At 44.3% G+C, this 26429-nt stretch carries 26 protein-coding genes; 17 read left to right on the top strand and 9 right to left on the bottom strand.

The window, feature by feature from the left end; all coding sequences use genetic code 11:
* Positions 1 to 9 precede the first annotated feature (9 nt).
* The 3 genes from gmhB to B158_RS0102330 all read left to right on the top strand — a co-directional run bounded on the left by gmhB (position 10) and on the right by B158_RS0102330 (position 2151).
* Positions 10 to 534, top strand: a complete 525-nt coding sequence (gmhB, locus tag B158_RS12845; RefSeq protein WP_407635754.1) for a D-glycero-beta-D-manno-heptose 1,7-bisphosphate 7-phosphatase — start codon at positions 10 to 12, stop codon at positions 532 to 534.
* Positions 527 to 1321 (top strand): sugar nucleotide-binding protein, encoded by a 795-nt coding sequence (locus B158_RS0102335; protein ID WP_018623722.1) that lies wholly within the window; start codon positions 527 to 529, stop codon positions 1319 to 1321. Before gmhB ends, B158_RS0102335 begins: the two co-directional genes overlap by 8 nt.
* Before the next feature lie 95 nt (positions 1322 to 1416).
* The gene (locus tag B158_RS0102330; protein ID WP_018623721.1) at positions 1417 to 2151 is read left to right on the top strand and encodes a DUF481 domain-containing protein; all 735 of its coding nucleotides are present in this window, start codon (positions 1417 to 1419) and stop codon (positions 2149 to 2151) included.
* Positions 2152 to 2191: 40 nt separating this feature from the next.
* Here B158_RS0102330 and B158_RS0102325 read toward each other — a convergent pair whose 3' ends face one another.
* Positions 2192 to 2728, bottom strand: a complete 537-nt coding sequence (locus B158_RS0102325; protein WP_018623720.1) for a gamma carbonic anhydrase family protein — start codon at positions 2726 to 2728, stop codon at positions 2192 to 2194.
* A gap of 199 nt (positions 2729 to 2927) precedes the next feature.
* Between B158_RS0102325 and B158_RS0102320 the strand changes: the two genes are divergently transcribed.
* The 3 genes from B158_RS0102320 to B158_RS0102310 all read left to right on the top strand — a co-directional run bounded on the left by B158_RS0102320 (position 2928) and on the right by B158_RS0102310 (position 7356).
* Positions 2928 to 5360: a bifunctional diguanylate cyclase/phosphodiesterase gene (locus tag B158_RS0102320; RefSeq protein ID WP_018623719.1), complete on the top strand. Its 2433-nt coding sequence runs from the start codon at positions 2928 to 2930 to the stop codon at positions 5358 to 5360.
* A 61-nt stretch (positions 5361 to 5421) separates the two neighbouring features.
* Positions 5422 to 6321, top strand: coding sequence for an ATP-grasp domain-containing protein (locus B158_RS0102315; protein ID WP_018623718.1), 900 nt, complete (start codon positions 5422 to 5424; stop codon positions 6319 to 6321).
* A 3-nt stretch (positions 6322 to 6324) separates the two neighbouring features.
* Positions 6325 to 7356, top strand: a complete 1032-nt coding sequence (locus B158_RS0102310) for a TraB/GumN family protein (RefSeq protein ID WP_018623717.1) — start codon at positions 6325 to 6327, stop codon at positions 7354 to 7356.
* A gap of 42 nt (positions 7357 to 7398) precedes the next feature.
* Here the strand turns inward: B158_RS0102310 and gorA are convergent, their stop codons facing one another.
* Positions 7399 to 8760 (bottom strand): glutathione-disulfide reductase, encoded by a 1362-nt coding sequence (gene gorA, locus B158_RS0102305; protein ID WP_018623716.1) that lies wholly within the window; start codon positions 8758 to 8760, stop codon positions 7399 to 7401.
* 72 nt (positions 8761 to 8832) lie between these two features.
* On the opposite strand from gorA, the gene B158_RS0102300 reads away from it, so the two are divergent.
* From B158_RS0102300 to B158_RS0102280, 5 genes are all read left to right on the top strand, one after another.
* Positions 8833 to 9888 (top strand): CDP-glycerol glycerophosphotransferase family protein, encoded by a 1056-nt coding sequence (locus B158_RS0102300; RefSeq protein WP_026309197.1) that lies wholly within the window; start codon positions 8833 to 8835, stop codon positions 9886 to 9888.
* Positions 9889 to 9896: 8 nt separating this feature from the next.
* A complete protein-coding gene (locus tag B158_RS0102295; RefSeq protein WP_018623714.1) occupies positions 9897 to 10298 on the top strand; it encodes an adenylyltransferase/cytidyltransferase family protein in 402 nt (133 codons plus the stop codon).
* Between the two features lie 4 nt (positions 10299 to 10302).
* Entirely contained in the window at positions 10303 to 12348 is a 2046-nt protein-coding gene (gene prlC / locus B158_RS0102290) for an oligopeptidase A (protein WP_018623713.1), read from the top strand.
* Positions 12348 to 13892 (top strand): FGGY-family carbohydrate kinase, encoded by a 1545-nt coding sequence (locus tag B158_RS0102285; RefSeq protein ID WP_018623712.1) that lies wholly within the window; start codon positions 12348 to 12350, stop codon positions 13890 to 13892. Before prlC ends, B158_RS0102285 begins: the two co-directional genes overlap by 1 nt.
* 85 nt (positions 13893 to 13977) lie before the next feature.
* Positions 13978 to 15054, top strand: a complete 1077-nt coding sequence (locus B158_RS0102280) for a CDP-glycerol glycerophosphotransferase family protein (RefSeq protein WP_018623711.1) — start codon at positions 13978 to 13980, stop codon at positions 15052 to 15054.
* Between the two features lie 66 nt (positions 15055 to 15120).
* Here the strand turns inward: B158_RS0102280 and B158_RS13620 are convergent, their stop codons facing one another.
* Genes B158_RS13620 through B158_RS0102265 form a run of 3 tightly spaced genes read right to left on the bottom strand, consistent with a single transcriptional unit; the run spans position 15121 to position 19064 of the window.
* The gene (locus B158_RS13620) at positions 15121 to 15729 is read right to left on the bottom strand and encodes a TetR/AcrR family transcriptional regulator (RefSeq protein ID WP_156823034.1); all 609 of its coding nucleotides are present in this window, start codon (positions 15727 to 15729) and stop codon (positions 15121 to 15123) included.
* A 32-nt stretch (positions 15730 to 15761) separates the two neighbouring features.
* Positions 15762 to 16553: an outer membrane lipoprotein-sorting protein gene (locus tag B158_RS0102270; protein ID WP_018623709.1), complete on the bottom strand. Its 792-nt coding sequence runs from the start codon at positions 16551 to 16553 to the stop codon at positions 15762 to 15764.
* A 9-nt stretch (positions 16554 to 16562) separates the two neighbouring features.
* On the bottom strand, positions 16563 to 19064 hold the full coding sequence (locus B158_RS0102265) for an efflux RND transporter permease subunit (protein WP_018623708.1): 2502 nt from the start codon (positions 19062 to 19064) through the stop codon (positions 16563 to 16565).
* Between the two features lie 151 nt (positions 19065 to 19215).
* Here B158_RS0102265 and B158_RS0102260 point away from each other — a divergent pair, with 151 nt between their 5' ends.
* On the top strand, positions 19216 to 19551 hold the full coding sequence (locus tag B158_RS0102260) for a DUF3703 domain-containing protein (protein WP_018623707.1): 336 nt from the start codon (positions 19216 to 19218) through the stop codon (positions 19549 to 19551).
* Positions 19552 to 19703: 152 nt separating this feature from the next.
* Positions 19704 to 20264 (top strand): DUF1415 domain-containing protein, encoded by a 561-nt coding sequence (locus B158_RS0102255; protein WP_018623706.1) that lies wholly within the window; start codon positions 19704 to 19706, stop codon positions 20262 to 20264.
* A 17-nt stretch (positions 20265 to 20281) separates the two neighbouring features.
* On the opposite strand, the gene B158_RS0102250 is transcribed toward B158_RS0102255, so the two are convergent.
* The 3 genes from B158_RS0102250 to B158_RS0102240 are packed head-to-tail and all read right to left on the bottom strand — an operon-like array spanning position 20282 to position 22187.
* A complete protein-coding gene (locus B158_RS0102250; RefSeq protein WP_018623705.1) occupies positions 20282 to 20704 on the bottom strand; it encodes a hypothetical protein in 423 nt (140 codons plus the stop codon).
* A gap of 23 nt (positions 20705 to 20727) precedes the next feature.
* Positions 20728 to 21318 (bottom strand): uracil-DNA glycosylase family protein, encoded by a 591-nt coding sequence (locus tag B158_RS0102245; protein WP_018623704.1) that lies wholly within the window; start codon positions 21316 to 21318, stop codon positions 20728 to 20730.
* A gap of 11 nt (positions 21319 to 21329) precedes the next feature.
* Entirely contained in the window at positions 21330 to 22187 is an 858-nt protein-coding gene (locus B158_RS0102240) for an RluA family pseudouridine synthase (protein ID WP_018623703.1), read from the bottom strand.
* 1 nt (position 22188) lies between these two features.
* On the opposite strand from B158_RS0102240, the gene B158_RS0102235 reads away from it, so the two are divergent.
* The 3 genes from B158_RS0102235 to B158_RS12840 all read left to right on the top strand — a co-directional run bounded on the left by B158_RS0102235 (position 22189) and on the right by B158_RS12840 (position 24390).
* Positions 22189 to 22974, top strand: coding sequence for a class I SAM-dependent methyltransferase (locus B158_RS0102235; RefSeq protein ID WP_018623702.1), 786 nt, complete (start codon positions 22189 to 22191; stop codon positions 22972 to 22974).
* Positions 22975 to 23003: 29 nt separating this feature from the next.
* Positions 23004 to 23291, top strand: a complete 288-nt coding sequence (locus B158_RS0102230) for a peptidylprolyl isomerase (RefSeq protein ID WP_018623701.1) — start codon at positions 23004 to 23006, stop codon at positions 23289 to 23291.
* Positions 23292 to 23433: 142 nt separating this feature from the next.
* The gene (locus B158_RS12840) at positions 23434 to 24390 is read left to right on the top strand and encodes a HEAT repeat domain-containing protein (protein ID WP_018623700.1); all 957 of its coding nucleotides are present in this window, start codon (positions 23434 to 23436) and stop codon (positions 24388 to 24390) included.
* A 37-nt stretch (positions 24391 to 24427) separates the two neighbouring features.
* Here the strand turns inward: B158_RS12840 and rsmD are convergent, their stop codons facing one another.
* The gene (gene rsmD, locus B158_RS0102220) at positions 24428 to 25039 is read right to left on the bottom strand and encodes a 16S rRNA (guanine(966)-N(2))-methyltransferase RsmD (protein ID WP_018623699.1); all 612 of its coding nucleotides are present in this window, start codon (positions 25037 to 25039) and stop codon (positions 24428 to 24430) included.
* A 130-nt stretch (positions 25040 to 25169) separates the two neighbouring features.
* Between rsmD and ftsY the strand changes: the two genes are divergently transcribed.
* Complete coding sequence (ftsY, locus tag B158_RS0102215; protein ID WP_018623698.1) at positions 25170 to 26414, top strand: signal recognition particle-docking protein FtsY; 1245 nt, start codon at positions 25170 to 25172, stop codon at positions 26412 to 26414.
* The last annotated feature ends 15 nt before the right edge of the window (positions 26415 to 26429 follow it).

Raw genomic sequence — 26429 nt, 5'->3', positions numbered from 1 at the left:
TGGGATAAAATTAAAGTTATCGTTCTGGATCGTGATGGTGTCATTAATCACGATTCAGATGAGTACATTAAGTCACCCGAAGAGTGGATTCCTATCGCAGGCAGCTTGCCGGCCATCGCCAAACTGAATCAACGATTCAAAGTTGCGATTGCCACCAATCAGTCGGGCATTGCACGCGGCTTCTATGATGAGCCAATTTTACATGCCATGCATGACAAGATGGATGCGTTACTCAAAGAGTATGATGGACATATCGATCATATTGAATACTGCCCACACCACCCAGACGATGGTTGTTCATGTCGTAAACCTGAAACGCGGATGCTCGAACACATCGCTGCTAAATTCTCTGCGAACCCACAGGAAATAGTTTTTGTGGGCGATTCCAGCTCGGATTATCAGTGCGCACAAAACTTTGGCTGTCCCTTTGTGCTGCTGTTAACAGGCAAGGGGCTGAAAACTCTTAACAAACTGGCTGGTAAAGATTTGTTGGTCGAAAAGAGCTTGGCGATGTTGGTGGAATCCATTGACTAATCAAGGCAAAAACCTGATTGTTGGAACTGGAAAGCTTGGCCAGCGTTTCTATCAATACCTTAAATCGCTTGATCAGCCCACTATCACTCTATCCAGAAACCCCAAAGGTTGGTCCGAGCATCATATTTGTTATGATCTCTTGAATGATCAGCAGGCTTTGCCAAAACTCCCAAAAATAAGCAAAGCATTTATCATTCTTGCTCCTGGCCAGCGTACTGAATCGGCTTATCGCCAAACATACATCACCGCCGTTTCTAATCTAATTGCTCTTTTGCATCAGCAACAAACGGATTTTCATTGTGTTTTTGTTTCATCAACCTCAGTCTATGGTGGCAATACTGAGTCTGTGATCTATGAAGACACCCGGCCTGTGCCAGATTCCTTTTCGGGACAGACTCTGCTTGAAGCAGAGCAAAATATAAAGCAACTGCATGCCAATACCTCTATCGTCAGACCCTCTGGGCTCTATTCATCCCAGCGCCAACGCCTGATTGATAGCCTGCTCGACTCGGGCCAAAGAGAAAACCCTAAATGGTTGAATCTGGTGCATGAGCAGGACGTCTGCCAATGGCTATGGCAAACAGTTGTTCATCAATGGCCATTGGTGATTGCTTCTGACGGCTTTCCTTTTCAACGCAAACAGTTCCAAGTCTTTCAGCAATCGTTGCCTGACACAGATCTTCCCTCATCACCTGACAAATCAGCCAAACGCTACCGATCTCTTTTTCTTGATCAGATAAAATTGCAACACCCATCAATTTTTCACTGGTTAAAGTCCCGAATGTAACGTTTTATAACATTTCCTGTATTTTTATTAGTCAGTGATTTGTTAAAATGCCCAGCTTTATTGGCTTGTAGATTGATATAAAAAGCGAGAGTGACATGAACTTTAAAAAATCCCTGATGGCATTAGCCGTTTGCTTTTCTTCCCCTGCCTTATTTGCGCAAAGTGGCCTTTTATCCGACGCACCTGAAGAAGGTTATATCGGTGCAATCGACCTTGGTTATATCAGCACGACTGGTAACACTGAGACTGAAAGCTTAAACGGTGCCTTCAAATACATCACACGTCTTACTGATGAATGGTCAACAGGTGTTCACATCACCGGCGTGACCAACCGAAATGACGATATTCGTGAAGCGGAGCGCTATACCTTCGTATGGAACAACCGTTATGACCTTTCAGAAAGATCATTCGTTTATAGCGTTGTCGATTACATGGATGACTATTTCGGTGCTTACGATTATCAGGCGGGTGCCTATGTTGGTTATGGTCATGAATTGTTTAAAGATGATACTGGCCACTTTTCGCTTGGCCTTGGTTTAGGTTACCGTATTAATGCCATCGAAGCGGGAGAAGACGAAAAAGAAAACGTTGTTCGTGGCGACCTTGATTACCAATACAACATCTCTGAAACTGCGGTTTTCACTCAGTTAGTTTCGGCAATCTGGGGACAGGACGTTGATACCTATACATCAGAAACGGCACTGAGAACCAATATTTCTGAAAGTCTATCTCTCAAATTGGCTTATAACATTAACTACAACTCTGAAGTACCAGTTGGTGCTGAAAAGCGCGACACTACGACAACAGTCAGTGTCAGTTATAGTTTCTAGTAAAACACTCCTATAAAAAAACCGGCAAAAGCCGGTTTTTTTAATCTTCCTGATTTAAATACTGATTCTTCAACTTTACATAATTATCTGCTGAATATTTGAAGAAGGCGGTTTCTTCTTCACTCAGTTTTCGAATTTTGCGGGCTGGTGAACCTACCCAGAGATAACCACTTTCAAGGACACGCCCTGGAGGTACCAGACTATTGGCGCCAACGATGACGTTTTCTTTAATCAAGGCTCCGTCCATAACAACTGTTCCCATACCTATCAGACAGTTACTTTCGATACGGCAACCATGAAGAATTGCTTTATGACCAATGGTCACATTGTCGCCGACATACAGATCATGACCTTCGGGATCATAAGGGCCAGCATGTGTAACGTGGCATACTGTACCATCTTGAATACTGGTTCGTGCGCCAATATGGATGGAATGCACATCGCCTCTTAAAACCGCCATTGGCCAGATTGAGCTGTCTTCACCAATCTGTACATTGCCCACTACCAGTGCTGTCTCGTCTACATAGACCTTATCGCCTAGTTGCGGCTGGTGCTGATTAAATTTTCTAATCGTCATTAGGTTGTATCCTGTTACGTTCTGCCGCTATTTTAGCCTGTCTCACCCTAATCTCAAACCTAATATACCCTAACTGCCTATATTTCCTTTTGTCCTATAATGACTGTTATTTCAGTAAGTCATATTTGCACTTATCACCGTTGATGGTTATGCTTATTCAACCAACAGGGAGTATACCGAACAGGCGGATTTAGTTTTGATGTTTAGCAAACCTCCATTACCTGAATCTACCCTACAAAGCCTTGTCGAAAATGACTATTCAGCAGTATTGGTTTGTAATGACAAGTATGTCATTAAAGCCATCTGTATCGATAAGTCCATACCAGCATCGACACTTCAAGGGATAGAGCTCAAAGAATGGCTACCAGCGGAATTGCTGAGTGCTGAAAAGCTACGCGCAGTAGTTTCACTGCCTGATATCCGCAAAGAGCGGTATTTTATCGCCTCTATTACACGGCTCCCTAAAGACAAATCTCACTTGAATGTTCTGGTTTCGCTTCAACCTGCGCCAGAACTCAATCTGAATGATCAGGAAACAACGCCCAGCCTGCTTTCGATCTACAAGAACACAGTTCTTGATAAGGCCCCTATTTTTATCTATGTCCTTGATTATCGAACTCAATTGTTTGTTGAAGGCCTGGAATACTTCAGCGAGCTGCTAGGCTACAGCCAGGAAGAATTCGAGGCAATGCCAGACGGTGTCTATTCAACCGTTCACCCAGATGACATGGACATCGTTAAAGCTCAGGAACAAAAGCTCGCTGAAAGTGGAGATAAAGAGGTTGTGCCCGCCGATTTTCGGGTTAAAAGAAAAGATGGTGAATGGATCTGGATTCAAATCCATAGCACCATCTATGCACGTGACGATAAAGGTAATGCCATTATTGAAATTGGCTCCATCCATCAAATTCAGAAAGATTTTGAAACTGAGTATGCGCTACGACGCAAGGATAAATACTACCGCACCCTGGTTGAGAACAGTTACGACTGTATTCTGATGTATGACCAGAATATGAATGTGACCTATATTTCTCCATCAGTCACACGTGTTACCGGCTATACAGAACAAGACTTGGTGGGAAAAACCTTGGACACCTTCATTTATGAAGAGGATAGGGAAGAAGCGGCCGCCAATTTACGCTATGTGGCCGAAAACCCAGGCGCACTATCAGTCGTTGAGCGCCGCATTAATCATAAAGATGGTCATGTGCTATGGATTGAAAGCCGCTTGGTCAATCATTTGAATGATCCTGACATTCAGGGCGTTACCGTTAACTTTCATGTGATTACCGAACGCAAACAGGCCGAACGGAAGATCCATAATCTGGCAAACTATGACCCACTGACCCAGCTTCCTAATCGCTATTTGCTGCGTAAACGGTTACTCAAAGGCCTGGCGGATTCTGTAAAGAACGATTCCAAACTGGCGCTGATGTATATCGATCTCGACCGCTTCAAGGAAATTAACGACACCTTGGGTCACTCGGTAGGGGACGCCTTATTGCAGACCGTTGCCAAAACCATTCATAAGTGCCTACGCAGTTCAGATACTCTGGCGCGGGTAGGGGGCGACGAATTTACTATCGTCCTGCCCGAGACTTCAGAAAAAGAGGCACGCCATATTGCAGACCGTATCCTGCAACAATTCCGGACACCGTTTCAGGCCGATAGTCATACGGTTCAGACGGGAGCCAGTATTGGCATCAGCATCTTCCCCGATCACAGTAAAAAAGCTGAAGATCTGTTCCGTTTTGCAGATATTGCCATGTATTCCGCTAAAAAAGAACGCAATCAATATCAGTTGTATGAGCTTAAACATAGTGAACGGGAAAATCGTCGTCGGTCGGTTGAGAAAAAGCTCAAAACCGCCATAGCAAACGAGCACTTAAAGCTTTATTACCAGCCTCGAGTGGACATCAAAACGGGTCTCATCAGAAGCGTAGAAGCACTTTGTCGCTGGTATGACCCTGACCACGGCGATATTTCTCCCAGCGTCTTTATCCCAATTGCTGAAGAAAGCACCTTGGTCCATGAACTTAGCCAACAAGTCACCGATCTGGCCTGTAAACAGATTGTTGCCTGGCGCAATATGGGCATAGACACCACCGTTGCTCTTAATCTCTCAATTAAGGATTTACGTAATTTTAATCTGCTCAATCAGTTTTCCGACACCATGCGCACCTACGATATACCGGGCAGCGCACTGGAGGTTGAGATTACCGAAAGTGCAGCGATGACTGATGTGGTGAATACCGTCAAAGTACTCAATCAATTTAAAGAGCTGGGCATTAAGTTATCGATTGATGATTTTGGTAAAGGCTATTCCTCCTTAGCCTATTTAAGCCAGCTACCGGTAGATAACCTTAAAATTGATATGTATTTCGTTTCTCAGCTGAGCAGCCAAAAGCAGGATCGGATGACCAATGTGAATATTATTCGCAGTATAATCTCGCTTGCCCAAAGCCTTGATATGCACACGGTTGGCGAAGGTGTCGAAACCATTCAACAAATGTCAATTTTACAATCTCTCGGTTGTGATATGGGGCAGGGCATGCTGTTCTGTCGACCAATGTCAGCTACCGCAATTACTGATTTATTACGCGAAGGAAAAGTCACTTTTGCACGTCGTTAATTGTGCCTCTTTAGTTTGTACTCCATAATAACCGGCCTTATAACTTGTCTTAACTTACTCAATGAAGATAGCCATCGCGACTAGGCATAACCTTCCCGACTGGGAGCAGGATGACCAGCCTTTTTTTAAGGCGCTGACTAAAGCCGCCATAGAATTTGATGTGGTACCTTGGGACAGTAATACTGACTGGTCTAATTATGACCTGTGTCTCATTCGCACCACTTGGGATTACCAGGAACGATTCGACGAATTCACTGACTGGATAAAAACGGTCAGCCAGCAGACCCGCCTATACAATCCTGAGTCCATCATTCACTGGAACAGCCATAAAAGTTACCTCCGCGAATTGGAACAGAATGGTATTCAGATAGCGCCATCCGTCTGGCTCGAACGCGGTCAAGCCTACGATATTAAATCGATCATGCAGACCAAAGGGTGGCAAAAAGGCTTTATCAAACCACTGATTGGTGCCAATGCCCGGGAATGTTGTCGTTTTGATGCCAATGAGCAAGGTTTAGAGAGTGCCCAAGCACATATTGATCGTCTGATAGCAACAGAAGATCTGGTATTGCAACCTTACTTATCGACAGTTGAAAGTTTTGGCGAAACATCCGGCATCTTCTTTAATAACCAATTCAGTCACGGCACACGAAAAGTTCCAGTCCAGGGCGACTTCAGAGTTCAGGATGATTATGGCGCCAGTGACTTTCCTTATCACTTGAGCGATGCAGAAATCGAGCTTGCCAATAAAGCGATTGCTTATGTCTGTGACCACTATTTACCGGCATCTGAAGATAGTTTACTGTACGCTCGTATTGATTTTTTACACGACCTGGCAGGAACACCGTACCTGAACGAAATGGAGTTGATCGAACCGTCACTATTTTTTAGGCATGGCGGTCAGGCATCCTGTGATGCGTTTGTTTCTGCTATTAAAGCTACAATAAAGAACAAGGAGTGATCCATGAACAAAACAGCCCGTATTATTTTTATCGGCCTGCTGCTATTGTTGGCAGGCATCGGCGTCGGCTACTTTGCAAAGAAGTATTTTGATACAGATGAATCTCAGCCTGCGGTAGCCACTGATGAACAACAACCGCTGGAACAGGTTAACCCTAATCCTCCAGAGAGCCGTCAGCTTGAACCTGAAACCAAGCCAGAAACTAAAGCAGTTACCGAACCCAATTATGATCCCGCTATCTGGAAAATTGAACACAATGGCGTGACCTCCTATTTATTCGGCTCAATCCATATGGGCGACTCCAGCATGTACCCATTACCTGAGCACATTCGCAACGCATTTTCTGAAAGTGACACTCTGGTAGTGGAAATCGACATGACCAACCTGAATCAGATGGAAATTGCACAAACCGTTCAGCAAATGGCCATCGATCCAGACAAGCCATTGAAAGAGCACCTCTCTGATACCACAGCAGAAAAGTACGACGAGTACTGCACACGCACGCGTTCTCCTTGCCAGATGTTCAGCTCCTTTGAGCCCTGGTTTGCAGCCATGACCTTAGAAGCGTTAGCTATGCAGCAATCAGGTTATAAGGAACAACTCGGCATTGACATGCATTTCTTAAATGAAGCCAAAGGCAACAAAGCAATCGTTGAGCTTGAAAGCTTTGACTCACAACTTGCAATGCTCGATGGTATGCCAGCTCATCTTCAGGACCTGATGCTACTGTCGACCGTTACCCGTGAAGAAGGTGCTACCGAAAAGCTGGTCAATGCCTGGAAAACCGGTGACGTAGAAGCATTCCTGGCAGAATCAGAAATGTCGGCTAAAGATCAGGGCATCTCCGATGAAGACTATAATGCCTTCATGGATCTATTTCTGTATGAACGCAATCAGGGCATGGCTGATGGCATCGCCGAACTGCTTGAACAAGGCAAGTCCGTCTTCGCCGTGGTCGGTGCGGCCCACTATGGTGGTGAAAAGAGCGTAAACTATTATCTAGAGCAAAAAGGCTTCAAAGTCACTCGTATGTAGTTTGAAGTTGGACAAGAAATGCGCTCATTGAGCGCATTTTTTTTATCGTAGAGTCACAAACTCTTCAGCGGATGTCGGATGGATCGCAACAGTAGCATCAAAGTCTGCCTTGGTTGCACCCATCTTCATGGCCACAGCGAAGCCCTGCAAGATCTCATCCATTCCTTCGCCTATGCCATGAATACCAACAACCATTTCATTTTTCCCCTGGCATACCAGTTTGAAGGTACTTATGGCTCGATGAGGGGTAACCGCGTTATACATGGCAGCAAACTGAGATTTGTAAACCTTGATGTCATCTGCGCCAAACCTTTCAATCGCCTCATCTTCGGTTAAACCAAGACTGCCAATTGGCGGATGCGAGAAAACGATAGTTGGGATCTGACTGTAATCCATATGAGCATTTGACATGGCCGGATTGAATAATCGTTCTGCCAATAAGCGCGCAGCTTTAATGGCTACTGGGGTGAGTTGTGCTTCGCCAGTAATATCGCCCACTGCGTAAATTCCCTCAACATTAGTCTGCTGGTATTTATCAGTAAAAATGAACCCTTCTTCATCAGCCTTTACTCCAGCAGCCTCCAGCCCCAAGTCATCTGTTGCCGGCTCACGGCCAATCGCCCAAATCAGGCAATCGACATTTTCGATACAGCCTTTGTTGGTATGAACCTGTAATAACCCTTTATCGTCCTTTTCAATTTTGCTGACCTCTGTATGGGTGTGCAATACCGGACCGTCCTGTTTAAGTCTGTCCAACAATGCGTCAGTTATATCTCGGTCAAAATAGCGCAATGGACGGTCTTTTCGCACCAGTAAATGAGCATTAGCTCCCAAAGCATGCAGTACGCCAGCAATCTCAACGGCAATATAGCCTGCACCCACCACTAAGGCTTTCTTGGGGCGCTCGTTTAATGCAAAAAAGCCATCTGAGTCGATGCCGTGCTCGGCTCCTGGCACATCAGGAATTATCGAGCGACCACCGACCGCAATGACGATGTGATCAGCTGATATTTTTTCACCATTGACTTCAACTGTATGATCGTCAACAAATCGGGCATATCCCTCAATAAAATCAACGCCATTTGACTCAAATCCACGATGATAAGCACCATGTATCCGCTCAATATAGGCTTCACGGTTCTTGACCAGGCGCGACCACTCAAATCCCGTTTGCTCTAAATTAAAACCATAGGCTTCGCTGTATTTAATGGCTTCTGCGATGTGAGCGCCATACCACATCACCTTTTTCGGTACGCAGCCCACGTTGACGCAGGTTCCACCAACAGACTTAGCTTCAATCACAGCAGCCTTCGCACCACGGATGGCCGCCCGATTAGCCGAGGCAATTCCGCCACTACCAGCACCAATCGCTAGGAAGTCGTAATGTTTGATATTGTTGGACATAAGTTTCTGTTTTTTCGCTATAATGCGTCGATTATAAAGGTTTTAAATGTCATATAAAGCGCAGGTTTTTACGTGAAAATACTATTCGATGTTGCCTATCTCTATTATCTGCCTCATTTTACCCCTGTTCTTGAGGAACTGAAGGAAAGAGGAGTGGAGCTTGGCGTTGTCTTCCGTGAAGAGCCACCGGCTAATATTAAACATCAACTTGAACCGTTAGCTGCCTGTCATGTCATCAGCGATAATCAACTGATCAATTTTTACGACTCACAAAGTGCGGACTGGATTATCTTTGGTAACAGCTCGCAAATTCCGGCCAAACTGAGCTGCTCATCAAAAACTGCAATGATTATGCATGGGTTAGGCCCCAAGTCTGCTTACTATAATGGCTCAAATTGCCCAATAGAGTATCGCTTCGTTGAATCAGAGATTAGACAAAAAACTCTACAAAAAATGTTTCCTGACAAGGTATTTACCGTTACTGGATATACCAAGCTTGATCCACTGATTAATGGAACCTGCGAACCGCTGGATCTGACAGAGAAAGGATTGATTCCGGAGAAGAAAACTATACTTTATTCTCCAACATTTTTCCCGAGTACCATTGAAAATTTCCCAAAGGACTGGCCGGAGCAATTTGCGGATTACAATATTCTCATTAAGCCTCACTATCTTTCTTTGATAAAGTCAGCATACAAAAAACAAAGAGAACTATTAGAACACTGGGCTAATTATCCCAATGTCTATCTGGCAAAACCTGAAGAACAAAGCCTCCTACCTTTTATGGCCACAGCAGATATCATGATCAGTGAAACGTCTTCAGCACTATTTGAATTTATGGCCCTCAATAAGCCAGTCATTATTGCTCACTTCTTAAAATTAAGAATTGGTTATTGGGGACTTTTAAAATTCAGGTTTAAAAAGCGACTTTCAGCAGACTACAAAATATTTAATGAAATTGGCACTAATATAAACCACTACCATCAATTAAAGAGTGCCGTTGAAGACAATCTCGCCAACCCAACGCTATTCGAACCGCAAAGACTGAGCTATATTGAGCAAATATTAGGCACTGTTGATGGTCATTGCTCTGCTCGTGTAGCTGATTATCTACTCAACCAACCTTAAGGACTCTTATGCGCGTCATTACCTTCGGTACCTTCGATGTTTTCCACGTCGGTCACGTTAATATTTTAGAACGTGCCCGCGCACTTGGCACTGAGCTCTATGTTGGAGTTTCTTCGGATCAATTGAATTTCAATAAAAAAGGACGTTACCCCATTTATTCAGAAGAAGACCGTATGCATATTTTAAGTGCACTAACCTGTGTTGATTTTGTTTTTCTCGAAGAGTCTTTAGAAAAGAAATCTGAATATATTCAACAATATAATGCTGATTTGCTTGTGATGGGTGACGACTGGCAGGGTAAGTTTGATGAAATGAAGCAATTTTGCGATGTTAAATATCTGCCTCGAACCCCTTCAATTTCTACGACAGAAATAATAGAAGTTGTGCGTCACATTCCAATAAAAGACTAATATTATGACTAATCCTTTACTTGATCTCCGCGGCTTGCCGCCATTTTCAAAAATTCAGCCTTCACATATGCAGGAGGCTATAAAGACCATTATTGATGACAGCCGTAAACAGATTAATGAACTGATTGATTCGCTGGATAAAGATTCCGTTACTTGGGAAAACTTTGTGCTTCCTATGGAAGACATTGGTGATCGACTGGATCGCGCCTGGTCGCCCATCAGTCATATGCAGGCCACCGTTAACTCTCCAGAAATTCGTGAAGCTTATAACAGCTGTTTGCCTTTATTGTCCGAATACGGCACTGAAATGGGCCAGCACCAGGGCCTTTATCAGACTATTGAAAACCTAAACGCTAAAGCCGATGAGTTAAAACTCGACAAGGTACAGTGCAAAATCCTGAAAGATGATTTACGCGACTTTAAACTGTCCGGCGTGGCGCTACCCAAGGACAAACAAAAACGTTACGGTGAAATCCAACTACGTCTATCAGAGCTAACTTCCAAGTTTGAACAAAACCTTTTAGATGCCACCATGGCCTGGCACAAGGATTTCAAGGATGCCGCTGCGCTCGAAGGGCTACCAGAATCTGCCATTGAAGCGGCGCAGCAAACCGCCAAAATGGCTGAAGTGGAAGGCTATCGTATTACGCTCGATTTTCCCTCTTACTTGCCGGTGATGATGCATGCCAATGACCGTGAACTGCGCAAGGAAGTCTATACTGCCTTTTCGACTCGTGCTTCCGATCAGGGTCCTAATGCGGGTGAATTCGACAACTCTTCATTGATGCCGGAAATTCTTGCCTTGCGTCAAGAGTTGGCAGAGCTTTTGGACTTTAAGAATTACGCCGAGTTATCCCTAGCCACCAAAATGGCGCACGATCCGCAGCAGGTCATCGAGTTCTTAAAAGACCTGGCCGATAAATCTCATCCTCAGGCTCAGGCCGAACTTGCCGAATTAGAAGCTTATGCCAAAGACAAGCACGGCCTTGATCACCTTGAGGCCTGGGATATTGCTTACTACAGCGAAAAACTGCGTATGGAAAAGTACGCTATATCGCAGGAAGAATTGCGCCCCTGGTTCCCTGAACCACAGGTTATTAAAGGGTTATTTGATATCACAGGTCAGTTGTTTAATATCCGCTTTGAACAACGCGATGACGTTGACATCTGGCATCCAGATGTTCGCTTCTATGATATCTATAATGCCAATAATCAACATATCGCCAGTTTCTACTTTGATCTTTACGCCCGTAAGAATAAGCGTGGTGGCGCATGGATGGCGGATTGCATAGGCCGCCGTCGCACCAAAGATGGTATCCAAAATCCGGTTGCCTTCCTGACCTGTAATTTCAACAGCCCTGTCGGTGGCAAACCGGCCTTATTTACTCATGATGAAGTCACTACCCTGTTCCATGAATTTGGTCATGGTCTGCACCATATGCTGACGCAGATTGAATATGCGTCTGTTTCAGGCATTAACGGCGTGCCATGGGATGCAGTTGAGCTACCGAGTCAATTTTTAGAAAACTTCTGCTGGGTCAAAGAAGGGCTCGACAAAATTGCCAAGCATTACGAAACTGGTGAAGGTCTACCTGCAGACAAGTTAGAAAAACTGCTTGCAGCCAAGAACTTCCAATCAGCAATGCAGATGGTACGCCAGCTGGAATTCTCACTGTTTGATTTTGAGATCCATGCCGAGCTTGATTTGACTCAGGATAATCCGATCCAGCATGCATTGGATGAAGTACGTAAAAGAGTTGCCGTGGTTAACCCACCCGCCTTTAACCGATTCCAGCACAGCTTCAGTCATATCTTTGCAGGCGGCTATGCGGCAGGCTACTATAGTTATAAATGGGCAGAAGTGCTGTCAGCCGATGCATTTTCACGTTTTGAGGAAGAAGGTATTTTCAATCCTCAGGTCGGCCAGGATTTTCTGCACCACATTTTAGAAAAAGGAGGCTCCGAAGAGCCTGCGGATTTATTTAAAGCCTTCCGCGGACGTGAGCCTTCGGTTGAACCCTTATTGAAACATTCTGGGATAGGCCATTAATGACTGATAAGACCCTGCTCGCAATCGACAATGGCACGCAAAGTCTGCGCGCCATTCTGTTTGATGTGCAGGGTCAGATTATCGCCAAGGCGCAAATTCCTCTCGACTATTACAGCGATCATCCCGGTTGGTCAGAACAGGACCCCCAGGTTTTCTGGAATAGTCTGTGTCGCGCCTGTCGTAAACTGTCACGACAACCCAATGTCGACTTGTCCAGCATTCAGGCGGTGTCAGTTACGACACTTCGCAATACCGTGGTCAATCTTGATCACGCCGGTGAACCTTTACGTCCGGCCATTATCTGGACTGATCAACGTGAGTTAGATTCCATTAAGCCTTTAACAGGCATCTGGCCCTATCTGTTCAAGCTGGTTGGCGTTAGCGATACCATCAGGAATTTCCAGACTCGCTGCCAGGCGGCCTGGATTGCCCATCATCAACCCGATATCTGGCGCAAAACCGATAAGTACCTGATGATGTCCGGTTATTTAAATTACAAATTAACCGGTGAGTTCAAAGACTCAACCGCTTCGCAGGTCGGCTACATTCCCTTTGATTACAAGAACCATCGCTGGGAAAAGCCCAATAGCTGGAAGTGGCAGATAGCACCGATTGAACTCAAGATGTTGCCGGAATTAGTAAAGCCTGGTGAGCTGATTGGTCACATCAACCAAAGCGCCAGCGAAGCTACCGGTTTGCCACAAGGCCTGCCGGTGATTGCCTCCGGAGCCGACAAAGCCTCAGAAGTATTAGGTAGCGGCTGCATCGAGGATCATCAGGCCTGCCTTAGTTACGGCACCACCGCCACCATTAACGTCACCAGCCAGCGCTACATCGAACCGCTGCGCTTTATTCCACCCTATCCTTCTACCGTGACCGATGCCTACACCATTGAGTATCAAATTTATCGCGGCTACTGGATGGTCAGCTGGTTTAAAGAACAGTTTGGTCACCGTGAGCAGGATTTATCTGTTGAAATGGGCGTGTCAGCTGAGCAACTACTCGATGAAGCCATAGCGATAATTCCTCCAGGTTCCGATGGCCTGATGCTGCAGCCCTACTGGTCACCCGGCGTTAAAGTTCCGGGACCCGAAGCGCGGGGCGCCATTATCGGTTTTCATGATGGCCACACCCGCGCTCATGTCTATCGCGCGATTCTGGAAGGCATTGCTTATGGTTTAAGGGATGGCAAAGAATCGATTCAACTCAGAACCAAGCATCCAATCGACGAGCTGATGGTTTCCGGCGGCGGCTCACAAAGCGATGTCGCCATGCAGCTAACTGCTGACATCTTCAACCTGCCAGCCACTCGCCCACATACTTATGAAACCTCCGCCCTTGGCGCAGCCATCAACGCCGCAGTGGGTATCGGTCTTTTTGAAAATTACCAAGACGCGGTTAAAGCCATGTGCCACAAAGGCGAAACCTTCCAACCCATAGAAGAAAACGTCGAACGCTATCAGGAACTTTACGAAAAGGTTTATAAGAAAATGTATCAACGACTAAAACCGATTTATCGCTCACTTCGTAACTTAAAATTATAGCTTTTCTCATTATCGACTTCTTCTAGCTTAGTTTAACTACAATCATGCTTTTGCATTTGGTAAGCTTGCGATTAAATATATTTGTATGTCCGGTATCTCATTGAAGTACGTTCTCTTTTGTAATTTTCCCTATGCATTTGGAATCCTTAAACCTATTGCAGATGAATTATCGCATAGGGGAGAGGACTATCTTTGGTATCTCCCTTCCGAATTTTCCTCAGCATTTCCATTTGATGATCAGACTCTTTGCCATTCGCTAGAGGAACTTTACAAATATCAACCTGACGTTATCTTTGCTCCGGGTAATTCAGTCCCGTGGTTCTTAAGGGGTGTTAAAGTCCAGGTTTTTCACGGGCTGGCTGGTGAAAAGAAAGGTCATTTTAGGATTCGTGATTATTTCGACTTATACCTGACCCAGGGTCCCTACTTCACCAATCGTTTTAACCAATTGCAACAAAAGCACAAAAACTTTGAAGTGAGTGAAACTGGCTGGTGCAAGCTAGACCCTTTATTTATAAAAACCAAAGACGCTGACTCTTTAGAAAAGGGCAATGATCACTATACCATCCTCTACGCACCAACTTTCTCACCATCGCTGACCTCAGCGGTAGCTCTTCAACAAACAATTGAGTCAATTGCCGATCTGGACAGCGTTGACGTGAGGATCAAATTTCATGACAAAATGGCTCAAAAGATGGGGGCGGAGATTGTTGAGTCTTATAAGCTATTAGCTGATCAACGCCAGAACATCACTTTCGTCACTAACCCTGATATTACGGATGAACTAGTCAAAGCTGACCTTATGATTAGCGACACTTCTTCAGTAATTTATGAGTTTCTTTTATTAAATAAGCCGGTAATTACACTCAACTCAACCTCTGAAAATATTGTTTGGGATGACGTGAGTCAGTCTGAAAAAGTATTAGAGTTAGTGAATGGCTATCTTGCTAATGAAGACACACATGCCCATAAAAGACACTCAATAATAGAGCAGTACCATCCTTACAATGATGGACAATCTGCCTCACGAATGATAAATGCAAGCATCGACTACATAAAGCAATATGGCGTGCCAGATTATCGTAAACTTTCATTGTCAAGGAAAATAGATAATTATAAGATTTACCGATATCTGCCTTCGATATCTTTTTGGTTTAAGTAATTTCAATTATTTAAGATTAGAACAAGAATTTATCAGTCTGGAGCTTAACTGCAATGATTAGAATGGTTAAGCTCTCAACGTCTTCACATATTCCTGTAAACATTTTCCGGCTTCATCGAAAGCCTGATCACTCATGTAGCATTTACACTGGCCGATGATGCCTTCGATGGTGGCAATTAAGAAGCGAGCGATATTATGAGGGTTAACGTCTTTTCTGATCTGTCCTGTTTGCTGACCACGCTCGAAAGTTTCTGCCAAGGCTTCGTACCAGATTTCCCAGATGGCAACGATGCGCACGCGGAATGATTCATCTAGCGGTGACATTTCGTGAGTAAGATTATTCAGCGGGCAGCCGGTATGCAGCTCCTTAATATTAATTTCTGCGCGTGAATCGTTCATCATTTTAATCAGGTCATTAATGGGATCCTTAACCTGTTTCAATGGCTCAATCCAGCGCTCATGAATCCACGGCTTTAGGACTTCATCAATGACCGCATGGCCTAGCTCTTTTTTGCTTTTAAAGTGATGATAAAAGGCACCTTTGGTAAATCCAGTTTTATTAAGAACCTCATCCACACGCAAACCCTGATAGCCTTTTAATAGAATTTCTTCAAAGGCCACCTGCAATATATTTTGCCTGGTTGCATCAGGGTTTCTAACAGCTGCTTTACTCATTGATTTACCTTTTACCATCACAAGATTATTGCTTATCGGGCACGCTTCAGACTGCTTTTGTTAAAGTCGTCTTCTGTTAGGCCCACATTAAATTCATAGTCCTTCCAGATTATTGTCGTACTTTTACCCGTTTGTACATTTTCCATTTCCTGACGATGTGCACGCCAGTACTTATCAAGATACTGCTTGAATTCTGACATGTTAAGTTCTTTTAACTTATCATTTTTCTGATCAAAGAACTCGATGCGATGAACACGATAATGTTCCTGATCGATCCAGGCAATGGTTTTACTGTAACCCGAGTTGTTATAAGTAGGTACCATTTCTACCACAAACATTTTTTCGCCATTCAGTTCATCGTCACGTAAAAATTTGTAATCGTATTTCTCTACTTCGAATGATGACAAATCTTCATAGGCAAATTCACTGCCCATCCAGGGACCTGACTTATTGGATGATGAAATACGTTTTACACGTTTCAAAGCTGGTAAGAACAACCATTGATCATCATTACCTTCAATATGAGAATAAGTTAGGAAAGCAGTACCTTCCACGTCACGCGGTTGTTCAAACACACTTAAACCTTTATCACCATCGCCTTTTACTTCCAAGCTTTTAACTTTGACGATTCGCTCTGCTTCATTACCACCTTTGTCACGCAAAATCATGGTCATGTCTGCCTGACTGTCGCCCCAGCCGGTATTTCTGGCTTTTGCTTCTTTGGCAATCGCCAAGCCCTTCTCTTCAGGGGTTTCGGCAACAGCAGTTGTCGTCATGCTCACAGCTGCTACGGCCAATAGTAAACTTGATAGTATTCGTTTCATGCGTATCTCCTAATTCGCTACTTTATCTTTCAATTTTTTGCCGCCCAACATCAATAATGGCGGTAGTAATAAGAAATCGATTATCAGGGCCACGGCTAAGGTTATTGCCGTAAGAATCCCCATATGACTGTTCATCACATAGTGTGACATACCAAGGACCAGGAAGCCGAGAACCAGAACAATAGTAGTTACCGTCAGTGCCATTCCCACTGTATGGAAGGCATATTTCACAGCGGCTTCTTTATCTAAACCTTTTTCGCGGCGAGCGCGTAGATACTTGCTCAGGAAGTGTACCGTATCATCTACCACAATACCTAAAGTCATGCCTGTCACAACTGACAGTCCCATCCCAATCTGTCCCTGGAACAAACCCCAGATACCAAATGCTACAGCCATCGGCACAATATTGGGAATTAAACTTAACATTCCAAGCTTCAAGGAACGTAACGCAAATATTAATAACAACGAGATTAAGACTAGGGCCCAGGCCGTGCCTTTCAACATTGAATAAATGTTATTTTGTCCAATATGGGCAAACATGATGGCAGGACTCGAACCGGAAATTTCCATTGCCGGGGCATTCTTTTCAAACCACTGACTGAAACGGTCTTCCAAATTCAGCACCTGAACACTGGATAGATTTTCCAGAGCAATCTGAATTCGAGTTCCCGACTTGTCGCTGTTGACCTGATTGTTGATATCCATACCGCGTGGTAATGAAGTTTCATAAATCAGCGTGTATTGCGCCGTGAGTTCTCGTATCAATGTATCAAGATCCGCGACTTCACCATCTTCGAGCAGCACAGCATTACAGCCTTTATCTAACGATGGTTTCGGTAAGGCATAACATTCCTCGCGATCACCATTCATACTTTTATTCAACCGCTTCATGACATCGGTGTAACTTTGGACATGCAACACTTCAGGTTGCTGCTCTGCATATTCCACAAAGTCCTTCAGCATGGCCATAAACTCTGGCTCATGAATACCACTGCCGGTTTTGGTATCGATGCTGTAAAAGGCTGTATACAGACCGGTCAGATTTTCCGCCGTATAGTCTGAGTCGACACGGAAGTCGATGCTTTCATCAAAGTACTTAACGAATTCATCGTTCAGTTCATTCTTTGGTATGGCTGCAATTATGGCAATGCTGATCACTGCCATAACGGGCAATAACACTTTACGTTTATTGACTACAAAGTCCGCGAAGCTATCCATCCAATGATGGCCTTTGCTCTTCTTGTCGCTGACCTTAACCGGCAGAAGCATCATCATCGCTGGCAAAAAGGTAACCGAGAAAATAAAGGCTAAGGTCACGCCCACCGCTACCGTATTACCCATATCGCGAAGCGGAGGCACTTCACTGAAGTTCATGGTCAGGAAGCCAATCACCGTGGTAATACTGGTCAGGAAGATTGGCATCATATTGATACGGATACTTTCTACCATCGCATCCTGCTTGCTCATGCCGTGTCGCATGCCTTGCAGGAAGGTGACCAGCAAATGTACCGAGTCGGCAACGGCCATTGTTGCCACCACCGTCGGTACAGAGAACATCGGTGCGGTCATGGCAATGCCTAACCAGCCTGCGCCACCCAGTGCACCCATAATCGAGAAAATAATGATAATGACGCTGGCTACCGTACCGCTGGTGCTGCGAATCATAAAGTAGAGTGCTAGAGGAATAACCAAAAACAACATGATGGGGGTTAAGGTCATCATGTCGTTCTTACCCGTCTCGGCGAAGGTATTGTTCATCATCACCACACCGGTTAAACGCACTTCAAGATTCGGGTTGCGCTCTATCAGTTCAGATTGCAGTTTTCCGACGTGCTCAGAAACCTTAGTCACCGCCGTCAGAATTTCTGTTTTCTTTTCTTTCCAGGCCTTGCCTTCCAGCCCTTCTAAATCCGGATCCTGCGGAAGCTGCACGGTCACATTGACAGCTGTAACACTGGAATCAGGGTTAATCACACGATTCACGAGTTGTGGCTCATGCAGCACGATATCTTGCAATCGCTTAATTTCAGCATCGCTTAAATCGTCAATCATCTGCTCAGAGACCGACTCATGCTCACATTCACTATCAAAATTGGAGGATTTATCGGGAATACAGAGCAAGGCACCGACCAGCATATAATCTTCGTCTTCCGGGGTTACCCAGGTGTGCTGGTAATTGGTAATCGAATCTACACGTGTGGTGTACGGTATCTGCCAGGCCTGTTCTGTCAGCCAATGAATGCTTTTCAAGGTTTCGCGATCAAATACACTGCCTTCTTTTGGCGTGATCACAAACATCGCATTATCGGCCTTATCGTAGGTATTCTGGATATTTTCAAAGGCAATTAACTGGGGATTATCTTCGGCGAAAAAGACGCGATAGTCGGTCTTAATCTCCAAAAATCGTGCGCCATAGGTTGTTGCTACAACTAATAGTATTGAAGCAAGGATTACCAGCCATGGGTGGCTGATAACGAAACGACCAAATTTAACGGTATTATTTTCTGGCATAGTCGATCCTGACTGAATGATTCAAGAGCATGCATTTAGCATAGTCTTGTTAAAGATCGTGTATGGAAGGCTTGCTATTTAACTACAGACCAACTAGTCTGTCAATTCCTCAAACACAACAATTGGTATGGTCTTGCAAGGAGTTGTAACCATGTCACAAAAACTCAAAATCGCTTTTGCCAACGAGCTTAATCAAGGCAAGTTATTGTTTTATAAAGGAAAGTTTGATGATGCTTTCTGGCATTTCGAACGAGCCCACATTCTGAGCCAGCCATTTTATGGGCGCCATGTTAAAAGCCATTGGTGGATGTTCCGCATCGGTATCAAACGCATCGACCTTCGAGAGATATTCGGTCAGATCATTCGAATGATTGGTTCGGCTGGCTCATTGATCGGTAAATACCCTGTCGGAAACACTGGTGGCGCCAATGTTTCACCTTTTAAACCGATGCCGATTCCGGAAGATTTGAAGGTTTACTTTGATTAATGTTTTATTTTTCCACATTTAATCTCCAGCTTTTATTTTGTCATACCGCGGCTCGACCGCGGTATCCAGTGACTTTTCCAAATATTTACTCGAATGTAACAATTCCGATCATCTCTGCTATCATTAGCCAACTCTATAAAACCCTATCCATTATGTCCGACTTATCAAACACCGACGTTATTAAAGCCACCCGTTATTGGCTTGAACACACCGTCATTGGTTTTAACTTCTGTCCTTTTGCCAAACGCGAGTTTGTCCGTCAATCTATTCGTTACTGGGTGTCTGATGCGGAAACCATTGAGCAGGCGCTGGAAGATTTACTGAAAGCGGTTTCAGAACTGGAACAGGATACTTCGATTGAAACCACTTTACTGATTTTGCCCAAGGGTTTTGCTGATTTTGAGGACTATCTGGATTTACTCGATATGGCTAACGAGCTTTTACATATGCAAGAATTGGAGGGCGTGTTTCAACTGGCCAGTTTCCACCCGGAATACTGTTTCGAAGGCCAACTCAAACATGACCCTGCTAACTTTACCAACCGGTCACCTTATCCGATGCTGCACCTGCTACGTGAAGCCAGTATTGAAAAGGCGTTGGAGTTTGTCGATGATCCCGATGCGATCCCCGAAAGGAATGTAGAGTTAGCTCGAGAAAAGGGCATAGATGTTTTTAAAAAAGTTCTTAATAAATCAATAAATAGTAGTGGTTAGGATCATTTCGTATATAACTAACTAGGCGATGCATTAATCAATACTAATCTTTTATCGATTGTTATGACCAAGTTAATGGATCGCTTTTCATTTTTATCCATTAAGTGAAAAACCATTGCAGCACCTTTCTCAATTTCTCTTTCTAGTAGCATGTCTACGTACTCATGGATATCCCACTCTATAACATCTTTGTATTCAGAAAATTTCCTATCTAAACTTTCCGTCATTTCTTTTACACATTTCGCTAAATCTTCAACACTTTTAATCGCCTCACTAGATATATTTCTCTTCTTTAACCCTATAGAGTCATAAAAATTCAACAAACTTTCTTCTACCCCTCCATTGATATCAATATAGCGAGCAGTATAGTGATAAGTGTTATTACTTAAACGTCTTAGCAACCTAAAATAGCCCTGCAACTCATTAATTAGTTCATTCATTTTTCTTACTCAAATTATTAATATTACTTCTCCAATACCATAGCTATCTTGGACTGTAACTCTTTCAGCAACTCTTCCTCAAACCACGGATTCTTTTTCAACCAGATATTATTGCGTGGACTCGGATGAGGTAATGGCAGGACAGGATTATCCTGCTCGATATAGTGTTGCCAGTTACCTACCGTTTCGGTGAGATTCTTTTCCTTTCTCTCCGGCAAATGCCAATCCATAGCATATTTTCCGATAACCAATGTCAGCTCTATGTTCGGCAACACGTTTAGAATTTTTTTGCGCCAGGTTTGCGCGCAAATGGCTTTCGGTGCCAGATCCCCTGACTTGCCTTTGCCGGGATAGCAGAAACCCATCGGCACTACCGCCAGTTTGTCTGGGTCATAGAATGTGTCACGGTTTACGCCCAACCATTGCCGCAGCCTATCGCCACTGGCATCATCAAACGGGCGATCTTTATGGTGGGTAATCTGACCCGGAGCCTGACCAGCGACCAATATTTTGGCCTTGGCACTAAATTGTAATATGGGATTGGGACCCAGCGGCAAATCCTGACAGATAGTGCAGGCTTTAATCTCTTTCAGTAGCTGCAGGTCTTTTCCCATATTCATTCAGTTTATTCGAGCTGATACTGCTTCAAGTCACCGGTTAAAGGGCAGGTAAAAATCAGCTGGTAAGCCTGTAACTGCAGATCGGGGCTATTGTCATCGGCTGCTCCATATAATCGGTCGCCAATAATGGAGAAGCCTAATGATGCCAGATGTATCCGAATCTGATGTTTTCTGCCAGTCAGAATTTGTACTGACAACAGACTTCTCTCTGACTCCGCATCATACTTTTTTAAAGTCACAATGCTTTTCGCAGGCTTTTTATCGATAGGCTTTTCAACGGTGATCGATTGATGGGAAAACTTTCCTTTGACCCAGGCAAGATAATGTTTCTCTGCCGCGCGCTTGGCAAACATAGCAGACAAAGCTGCAGCCGCTTCTTTATTGTGTGCGACAATGATTAAACCTCTGGCCGCCCTATCAAGCCGATGCACCACATAGGTTTGTCTATTATAGTCAAAGTGTTCTTCCACCAGGCGACCAATCGAGCAGTGATCGCCCCACTTCGAACCTTGCGACCAAACCCCATAAGGCTTATTCCAGACCGAGTAATCGCCCTCGTCCGCTATCAACTCAGGTTCTGCTACCTTCTCGCCTAGCACCTGTTCGTTATAGTAGAGATGCAACTGATCACCCAGAGTTAGCCGGGCATTCTTGCGCCGTAAGGGCCTTGCCTGTTTGCCTCGAGATAACCAGACAGCTCCTTTTTTCATGGCCTCTTTGACTTTCTGTTTTGACAAGCCACTGGCTTGCGCCAATAATTCCAGCGGGTTGGTATCATTCAGATCAGCAACATCTTCCAGGTTTATATGTTGCTCAATAATGGTATTCTGTGCGGGTTCTGTCATCATCTGTGAATAATTCATTGTGAAGCATGCTTTAGCTTTTTTTCAAACTGACTCTTTATCGCCACCACCATTACTGGCCGATTTGCCAGTGATTACTGATGCTGGTGAGTTGGAGCCGTTCGATGGCTATTTCTGTTTTGAGCCAAAGGATGCCAATCAAGTGTTACATTTTTACGCCAAGCTGGATGGACATGCAACCGGCTTTTCTCTGGACTTTACCCAGGGAGCAATTGCCTGGCGTCGTTCCCATGGCGGCGGTCGCAAGCAGCAGATCGCCAAAGCTTGTGGCCTAAAGCATAATTGGCAGCCCTCAATCCTCGATGCAACAGGTGGTCTAGGGCGTGATGCCTCCGAGCTGCGTAATCTTGGATGTCGTCTGCGACTGATTGAGCGTTCGCCCTACGTTGCGGCCCTGCTGCAGGACGCCATTGCACGAGCCGCCAGTCACCTCGATACTCAGGAGCTCTTTGCGCGTGATTTTCAGTTATTCCAGGGCCAGGCTAATGAACTGATTCCAAAGCTGTCTACTGATCAGCAACCTGATATCATTTATCTCGACCCCATGTTTCCGCCACGCAACAAAAGCGCAGCCGTCAAAAAAGAAATGCGATTGGTTAAACTATTGGTGGGCGAAGATCTGGATGCCGATGAATTATTGCCATTAGCTCTAGAGCATGCCAAATATCGTGTGGTGGTTAAACGACCCACTTATGCGCCCTATCTTAATCAACAAAAACCTTCCATGAGCATTGAAAGCAAAGCCAATCGCTTTGATGTTTATGTTAAACAAGCTATCCCAAGTTAAGCTTAATCGTATGAATTTAAGGAATCCTCATGGCTAAAGCATCTGCCTTACATATATTGGTCAAGACCGAAAAGGAAGCCCTGGCGCTCAAGGCTAAAATTGAAAAGGGCGCTGATTTCTATCAGCTGGCCAAACGCCATTCCATGTGTCCGTCAAAAAAACAAGGCGGCGATTTAGGCGAATTTCGTCGCGGCCAGATGGTTAAGCCCTTTGATAATGCAGTATTTGCCAAAGGCAGTGAGAACAAGCCTTTAATTGGCCCAGTCAAAACCCGTTTTGGTTATCACCTGATTAAAGTGTTATATAAAAGTGGCTAATTATTCACTCAAATACTATTGATGTTGATTATTGCAATACTTAACCCGTTCTACTAATATTTCTCAGCTTTTTTAAAAGCAAAAACTAATTATATGTGCTTATCAATAAGCCATCACTTTATAATAATGAATTGAGGATATTATGAATATTAATAAAACGTTACTGCTTGCAGCGGTATTATTGGGGATACAAGCTTGCGCACCTTCTGCATACAACATTGACAAACCTGAGCCATCAACAATCAGCTATGCTAATCCTGCTGAATCTCAACAGTCGCTTCATCTGATCGATAATCGTCCTGAGCTTGAGAAAACTTTCAGTTACGGTGTCCTTAAAGCAGAATTACTAGACAATAAAACTCCAGTCGAGCCTATAGCGTTTCTTGAACAGCATACTCAAGCTGAGCTTGAGGCTCGTAATATTAATGCATTGCTCGCTACACAGGGACAAAGTATTAATATCAACAAATTTGTTGTAAGAAATCATCGCACTAACGCCTATACTCCTTTCATCACGTTTACTATGCTAAGCGCTGATATTATGAGTGAAACTGGCCCTGAACGTATAGCGTTGTTTATTAAACGCGGTAAAACACCCGTTTGGAGTTTTGATGAAATTATTGAGCCAACCTTCAATCAACCTTTAGATCTAGCCGTCAAAGAATTTGTAGCCAAGCTGAATAATCATCTGTTTCATCAGGCGATGACTGATCAAGAAGTTCAGAACCTGATTAACCGTATTAAGAACTCCGATGATGAAAATACTGCATATCAGGATGTTTACCAACTTGGATTCTCAAACAATCCTCTTGCTTTGGATGCACTACTAGAGCTTACTAACAGTGATGAAGAATATATTCGACTAGCTGCGATCTCTGGTCTTGGTACTTTAAAAGCCGAGTCTTCCTTAGAAAGACTAAAAGAAATCTATGCCACAGCAGATATCTGGCAAGATAAAGCTATGGCCTTAAAGTCGATTGGAGATTTAGGTACTGATGAAGCACGTAACTTCTTAATGGTAGCTTCCAATGAGCTTCAAAATGCGGATGATAAAGAGCGCTTGTGGAGCCAGGAAGTGATTGATTTATATTTGAAATAAACTTTATCTTTCTAGGTAAGTTAAGGAACTCCTTAACTTACCTCTTCTCAAATAACTTGTACTGCAGCTGCCCTGCTTTCTTATCTTTTACTTCTGTCCAGTTCTCAGGAAGTTGTAGCTCTAGCCCCTGCTCTACCTCAATATAAATCTTTGTTTCAGGCTTGAGCCAATCAGCCGTTGCCAATTGCTCGATGATTTTTTGCGCTATCCCTTTATGAAATGGTGGGTCCAGGAAAATGATATCGAATTTCTGAACGTTATTTTCAATGAAGTCGAAAGCATCGCCATGCATCACATAGGCATTGTCCGCATTAACCAGCCCGAGATTTTCTTCCAGTTGATGGAAAGCTTTGCGATTAAGTTCGACAAACTGAACGTTAGTGGCGCCTCGTGAAAGAGCTTCAATGCCAATGGCGCCAGATCCCGCAAACAGGTCAAGACAGTTGGCACCATGGATGTCATTTTGTAGCCAGTTAAACAGTGTTTCGCGAATTCTATCGAGACTTGGTCTGAGCCCTTCGACTTCAATAAAGCGTAGTTTCCGGCCCTTCCACTTACCACCAATGACACGAAACTGGCCCACTTTTTTAGCGTGGGGAGAGGAGGATTTCTTTTTGCTTTGTTCAACGATCTTATTTCGATTAGCCATAAGTGGCCTCTTCTTCACTGGTGCTTAAGCTTGTGCTGTCAGTGGACTGCAAATCTCTTACGCACCTGCCTTGAAAGTGATAGGATAACGCCTTTATAAAGTTTAACAAGTCATTGATAACGTCACTGCCATGAGCGACTCAAAATCTAAAGATAAATCAAAACGCGGCCTATTTGGCTGGTTTGGCAAAAAAGACTCTACTGAATCATCATCACACTCTGATAGCGAGCACTCTCCTGAAGAAGAGGCTCTCGAAGAAGCTGAACATCAACTTGAAGAGCAGATAGAGGAGCAGGTCGAACAAGACATTGAGGAAGCTTACCACGAGAAAGAGCAGGACCAGCATATTGAACAAGACTCTTTTGAGTCTCAGGCACCCACTCTAACTCCAAGCATTTCTGAACAGAATGATGAGTTACAGTCTGATTTGGAGCCTACAGAGAAAAAAGGCTTCTTTGCCCGCCTCAAAGCAGGTCTTAGCCGTACTCGTGGGCAGCTGGCTGACAGCCTTGCCAATCTGGTACTGGGCAGCAAAGAAATTGATGACGACCTACTTGAAGACATTGAAACTCAATTATTGATGGCTGACGTTGGTGTCAGTGCCACCCGTAAAATTATCGATGACTTAACCGAAAAAGCCGAGCGTAAAGAACTTAAAGACCCGCAGGCATTGATGGAGCGTCTTCGACAGTTACTGTCAGAAATAATCGAACCATGCAGCGAACCGCTGGAATTGAACCATAAGCCTTTTGTCATCTTGATGGTTGGCGTCAATGGCGTTGGCAAAACCACCACTATCGGCAAGCTGGCCAAAAAGTTCCAAAGCGAAGGCAAGTCGGTGATGTTGGCTGCTGGTGATACCTTCCGTGCTGCGGCTGTGGAGCAATTGCAGGTGTGGGGTGAGCGCAATAATATTCATGTTACCGCCCAGCATACTGGGGCGGACAGTGCTTCTGTTATTTTTGATGCCTTACAGGCCGCCCAGGCTCGTAATATCGATGTCCTGATTGCCGATACCGCAGGACGTCTGCATACCAAGTCCAATCTGATGGATGAACTGGCGAAAGTTAAGCGGGTCATGCAAAAGCTCGATCCTACGGCGCCACACGAAACTATGTTGGTGGTTGATGCCGGTACTGGTCAGAATGCATTGAACCAGGCCGAACACTTTAATAAAGCAGTACCACTTAGCGGAATTACCATCACCAAGCTGGATGGAACGGCAAAAGGTGGTATCATTTTTGCATTGGCGGATAAAATGAAAACGCCGATACGCTTTATTGGGGTAGGCGAAAGCATTGATGATTTGCGTGAGTTCAATGGTCAGGACTTTATTCAGGCTCTTTTCGCTACTAACGACAACGCAGAACAATAACTAACTTCTCATAAT

The organism is Kangiella aquimarina DSM 16071 (assembly GCF_000374105.1).
In the GTDB taxonomy this organism is placed as follows: domain Bacteria; phylum Pseudomonadota; class Gammaproteobacteria; order Enterobacterales; family Kangiellaceae; genus Kangiella; species Kangiella aquimarina.
Note: the sequence above shows the minus strand (reverse complement) of the source record. Positions and strands in the feature narration are given on the sequence as shown.

Coding starts and splice junctions, on each gene's coding strand:
- B158_RS0102330 (WP_018623721.1), top strand. CDS start 1,417: ATGAACTTTAAAAAATCCCTGATGGCATTAGCCGTTTGCTTTTCTTCC.
- B158_RS0102325 (WP_018623720.1), bottom strand. CDS start 2,728: ATGACGATTAGAAAATTTAATCAGCACCAGCCGCAACTAGGCGATAAG.
- B158_RS0102320 (WP_018623719.1), top strand. CDS start 2,928: ATGTTTAGCAAACCTCCATTACCTGAATCTACCCTACAAAGCCTTGTC.
- B158_RS0102315 (WP_018623718.1), top strand. CDS start 5,422: ATGAAGATAGCCATCGCGACTAGGCATAACCTTCCCGACTGGGAGCAG.
- B158_RS0102310 (WP_018623717.1), top strand. CDS start 6,325: ATGAACAAAACAGCCCGTATTATTTTTATCGGCCTGCTGCTATTGTTG.
- gorA (WP_018623716.1), bottom strand. CDS start 8,760: ATGTCCAACAATATCAAACATTACGACTTCCTAGCGATTGGTGCTGGT.
- B158_RS0102295 (WP_018623714.1), top strand. CDS start 9,897: ATGCGCGTCATTACCTTCGGTACCTTCGATGTTTTCCACGTCGGTCAC.
- prlC (WP_018623713.1), top strand. CDS start 10,303: ATGACTAATCCTTTACTTGATCTCCGCGGCTTGCCGCCATTTTCAAAA.
- B158_RS0102285 (WP_018623712.1), top strand. CDS start 12,348: ATGACTGATAAGACCCTGCTCGCAATCGACAATGGCACGCAAAGTCTG.
- B158_RS0102280 (WP_018623711.1), top strand. CDS start 13,978: ATGTCCGGTATCTCATTGAAGTACGTTCTCTTTTGTAATTTTCCCTAT.
- B158_RS13620 (WP_156823034.1), bottom strand. CDS start 15,729: ATGAGTAAAGCAGCTGTTAGAAACCCTGATGCAACCAGGCAAAATATA.
- B158_RS0102270 (WP_018623709.1), bottom strand. CDS start 16,553: ATGAAACGAATACTATCAAGTTTACTATTGGCCGTAGCAGCTGTGAGC.
- B158_RS0102265 (WP_018623708.1), bottom strand. CDS start 19,064: ATGCCAGAAAATAATACCGTTAAATTTGGTCGTTTCGTTATCAGCCAC.
- B158_RS0102260 (WP_018623707.1), top strand. CDS start 19,216: ATGTCACAAAAACTCAAAATCGCTTTTGCCAACGAGCTTAATCAAGGC.
- B158_RS0102255 (WP_018623706.1), top strand. CDS start 19,704: ATGTCCGACTTATCAAACACCGACGTTATTAAAGCCACCCGTTATTGG.
- B158_RS0102250 (WP_018623705.1), bottom strand. CDS start 20,704: ATGAATGAACTAATTAATGAGTTGCAGGGCTATTTTAGGTTGCTAAGA.
- B158_RS0102245 (WP_018623704.1), bottom strand. CDS start 21,318: ATGGGAAAAGACCTGCAGCTACTGAAAGAGATTAAAGCCTGCACTATC.
- B158_RS0102240 (WP_018623703.1), bottom strand. CDS start 22,187: ATGAATTATTCACAGATGATGACAGAACCCGCACAGAATACCATTATT.
- B158_RS0102230 (WP_018623701.1), top strand. CDS start 23,004: ATGGCTAAAGCATCTGCCTTACATATATTGGTCAAGACCGAAAAGGAA.
- B158_RS12840 (WP_018623700.1), top strand. CDS start 23,434: ATGAATATTAATAAAACGTTACTGCTTGCAGCGGTATTATTGGGGATA.
- rsmD (WP_018623699.1), bottom strand. CDS start 25,039: ATGGCTAATCGAAATAAGATCGTTGAACAAAGCAAAAAGAAATCCTCC.
- ftsY (WP_018623698.1), top strand. CDS start 25,170: ATGAGCGACTCAAAATCTAAAGATAAATCAAAACGCGGCCTATTTGGC.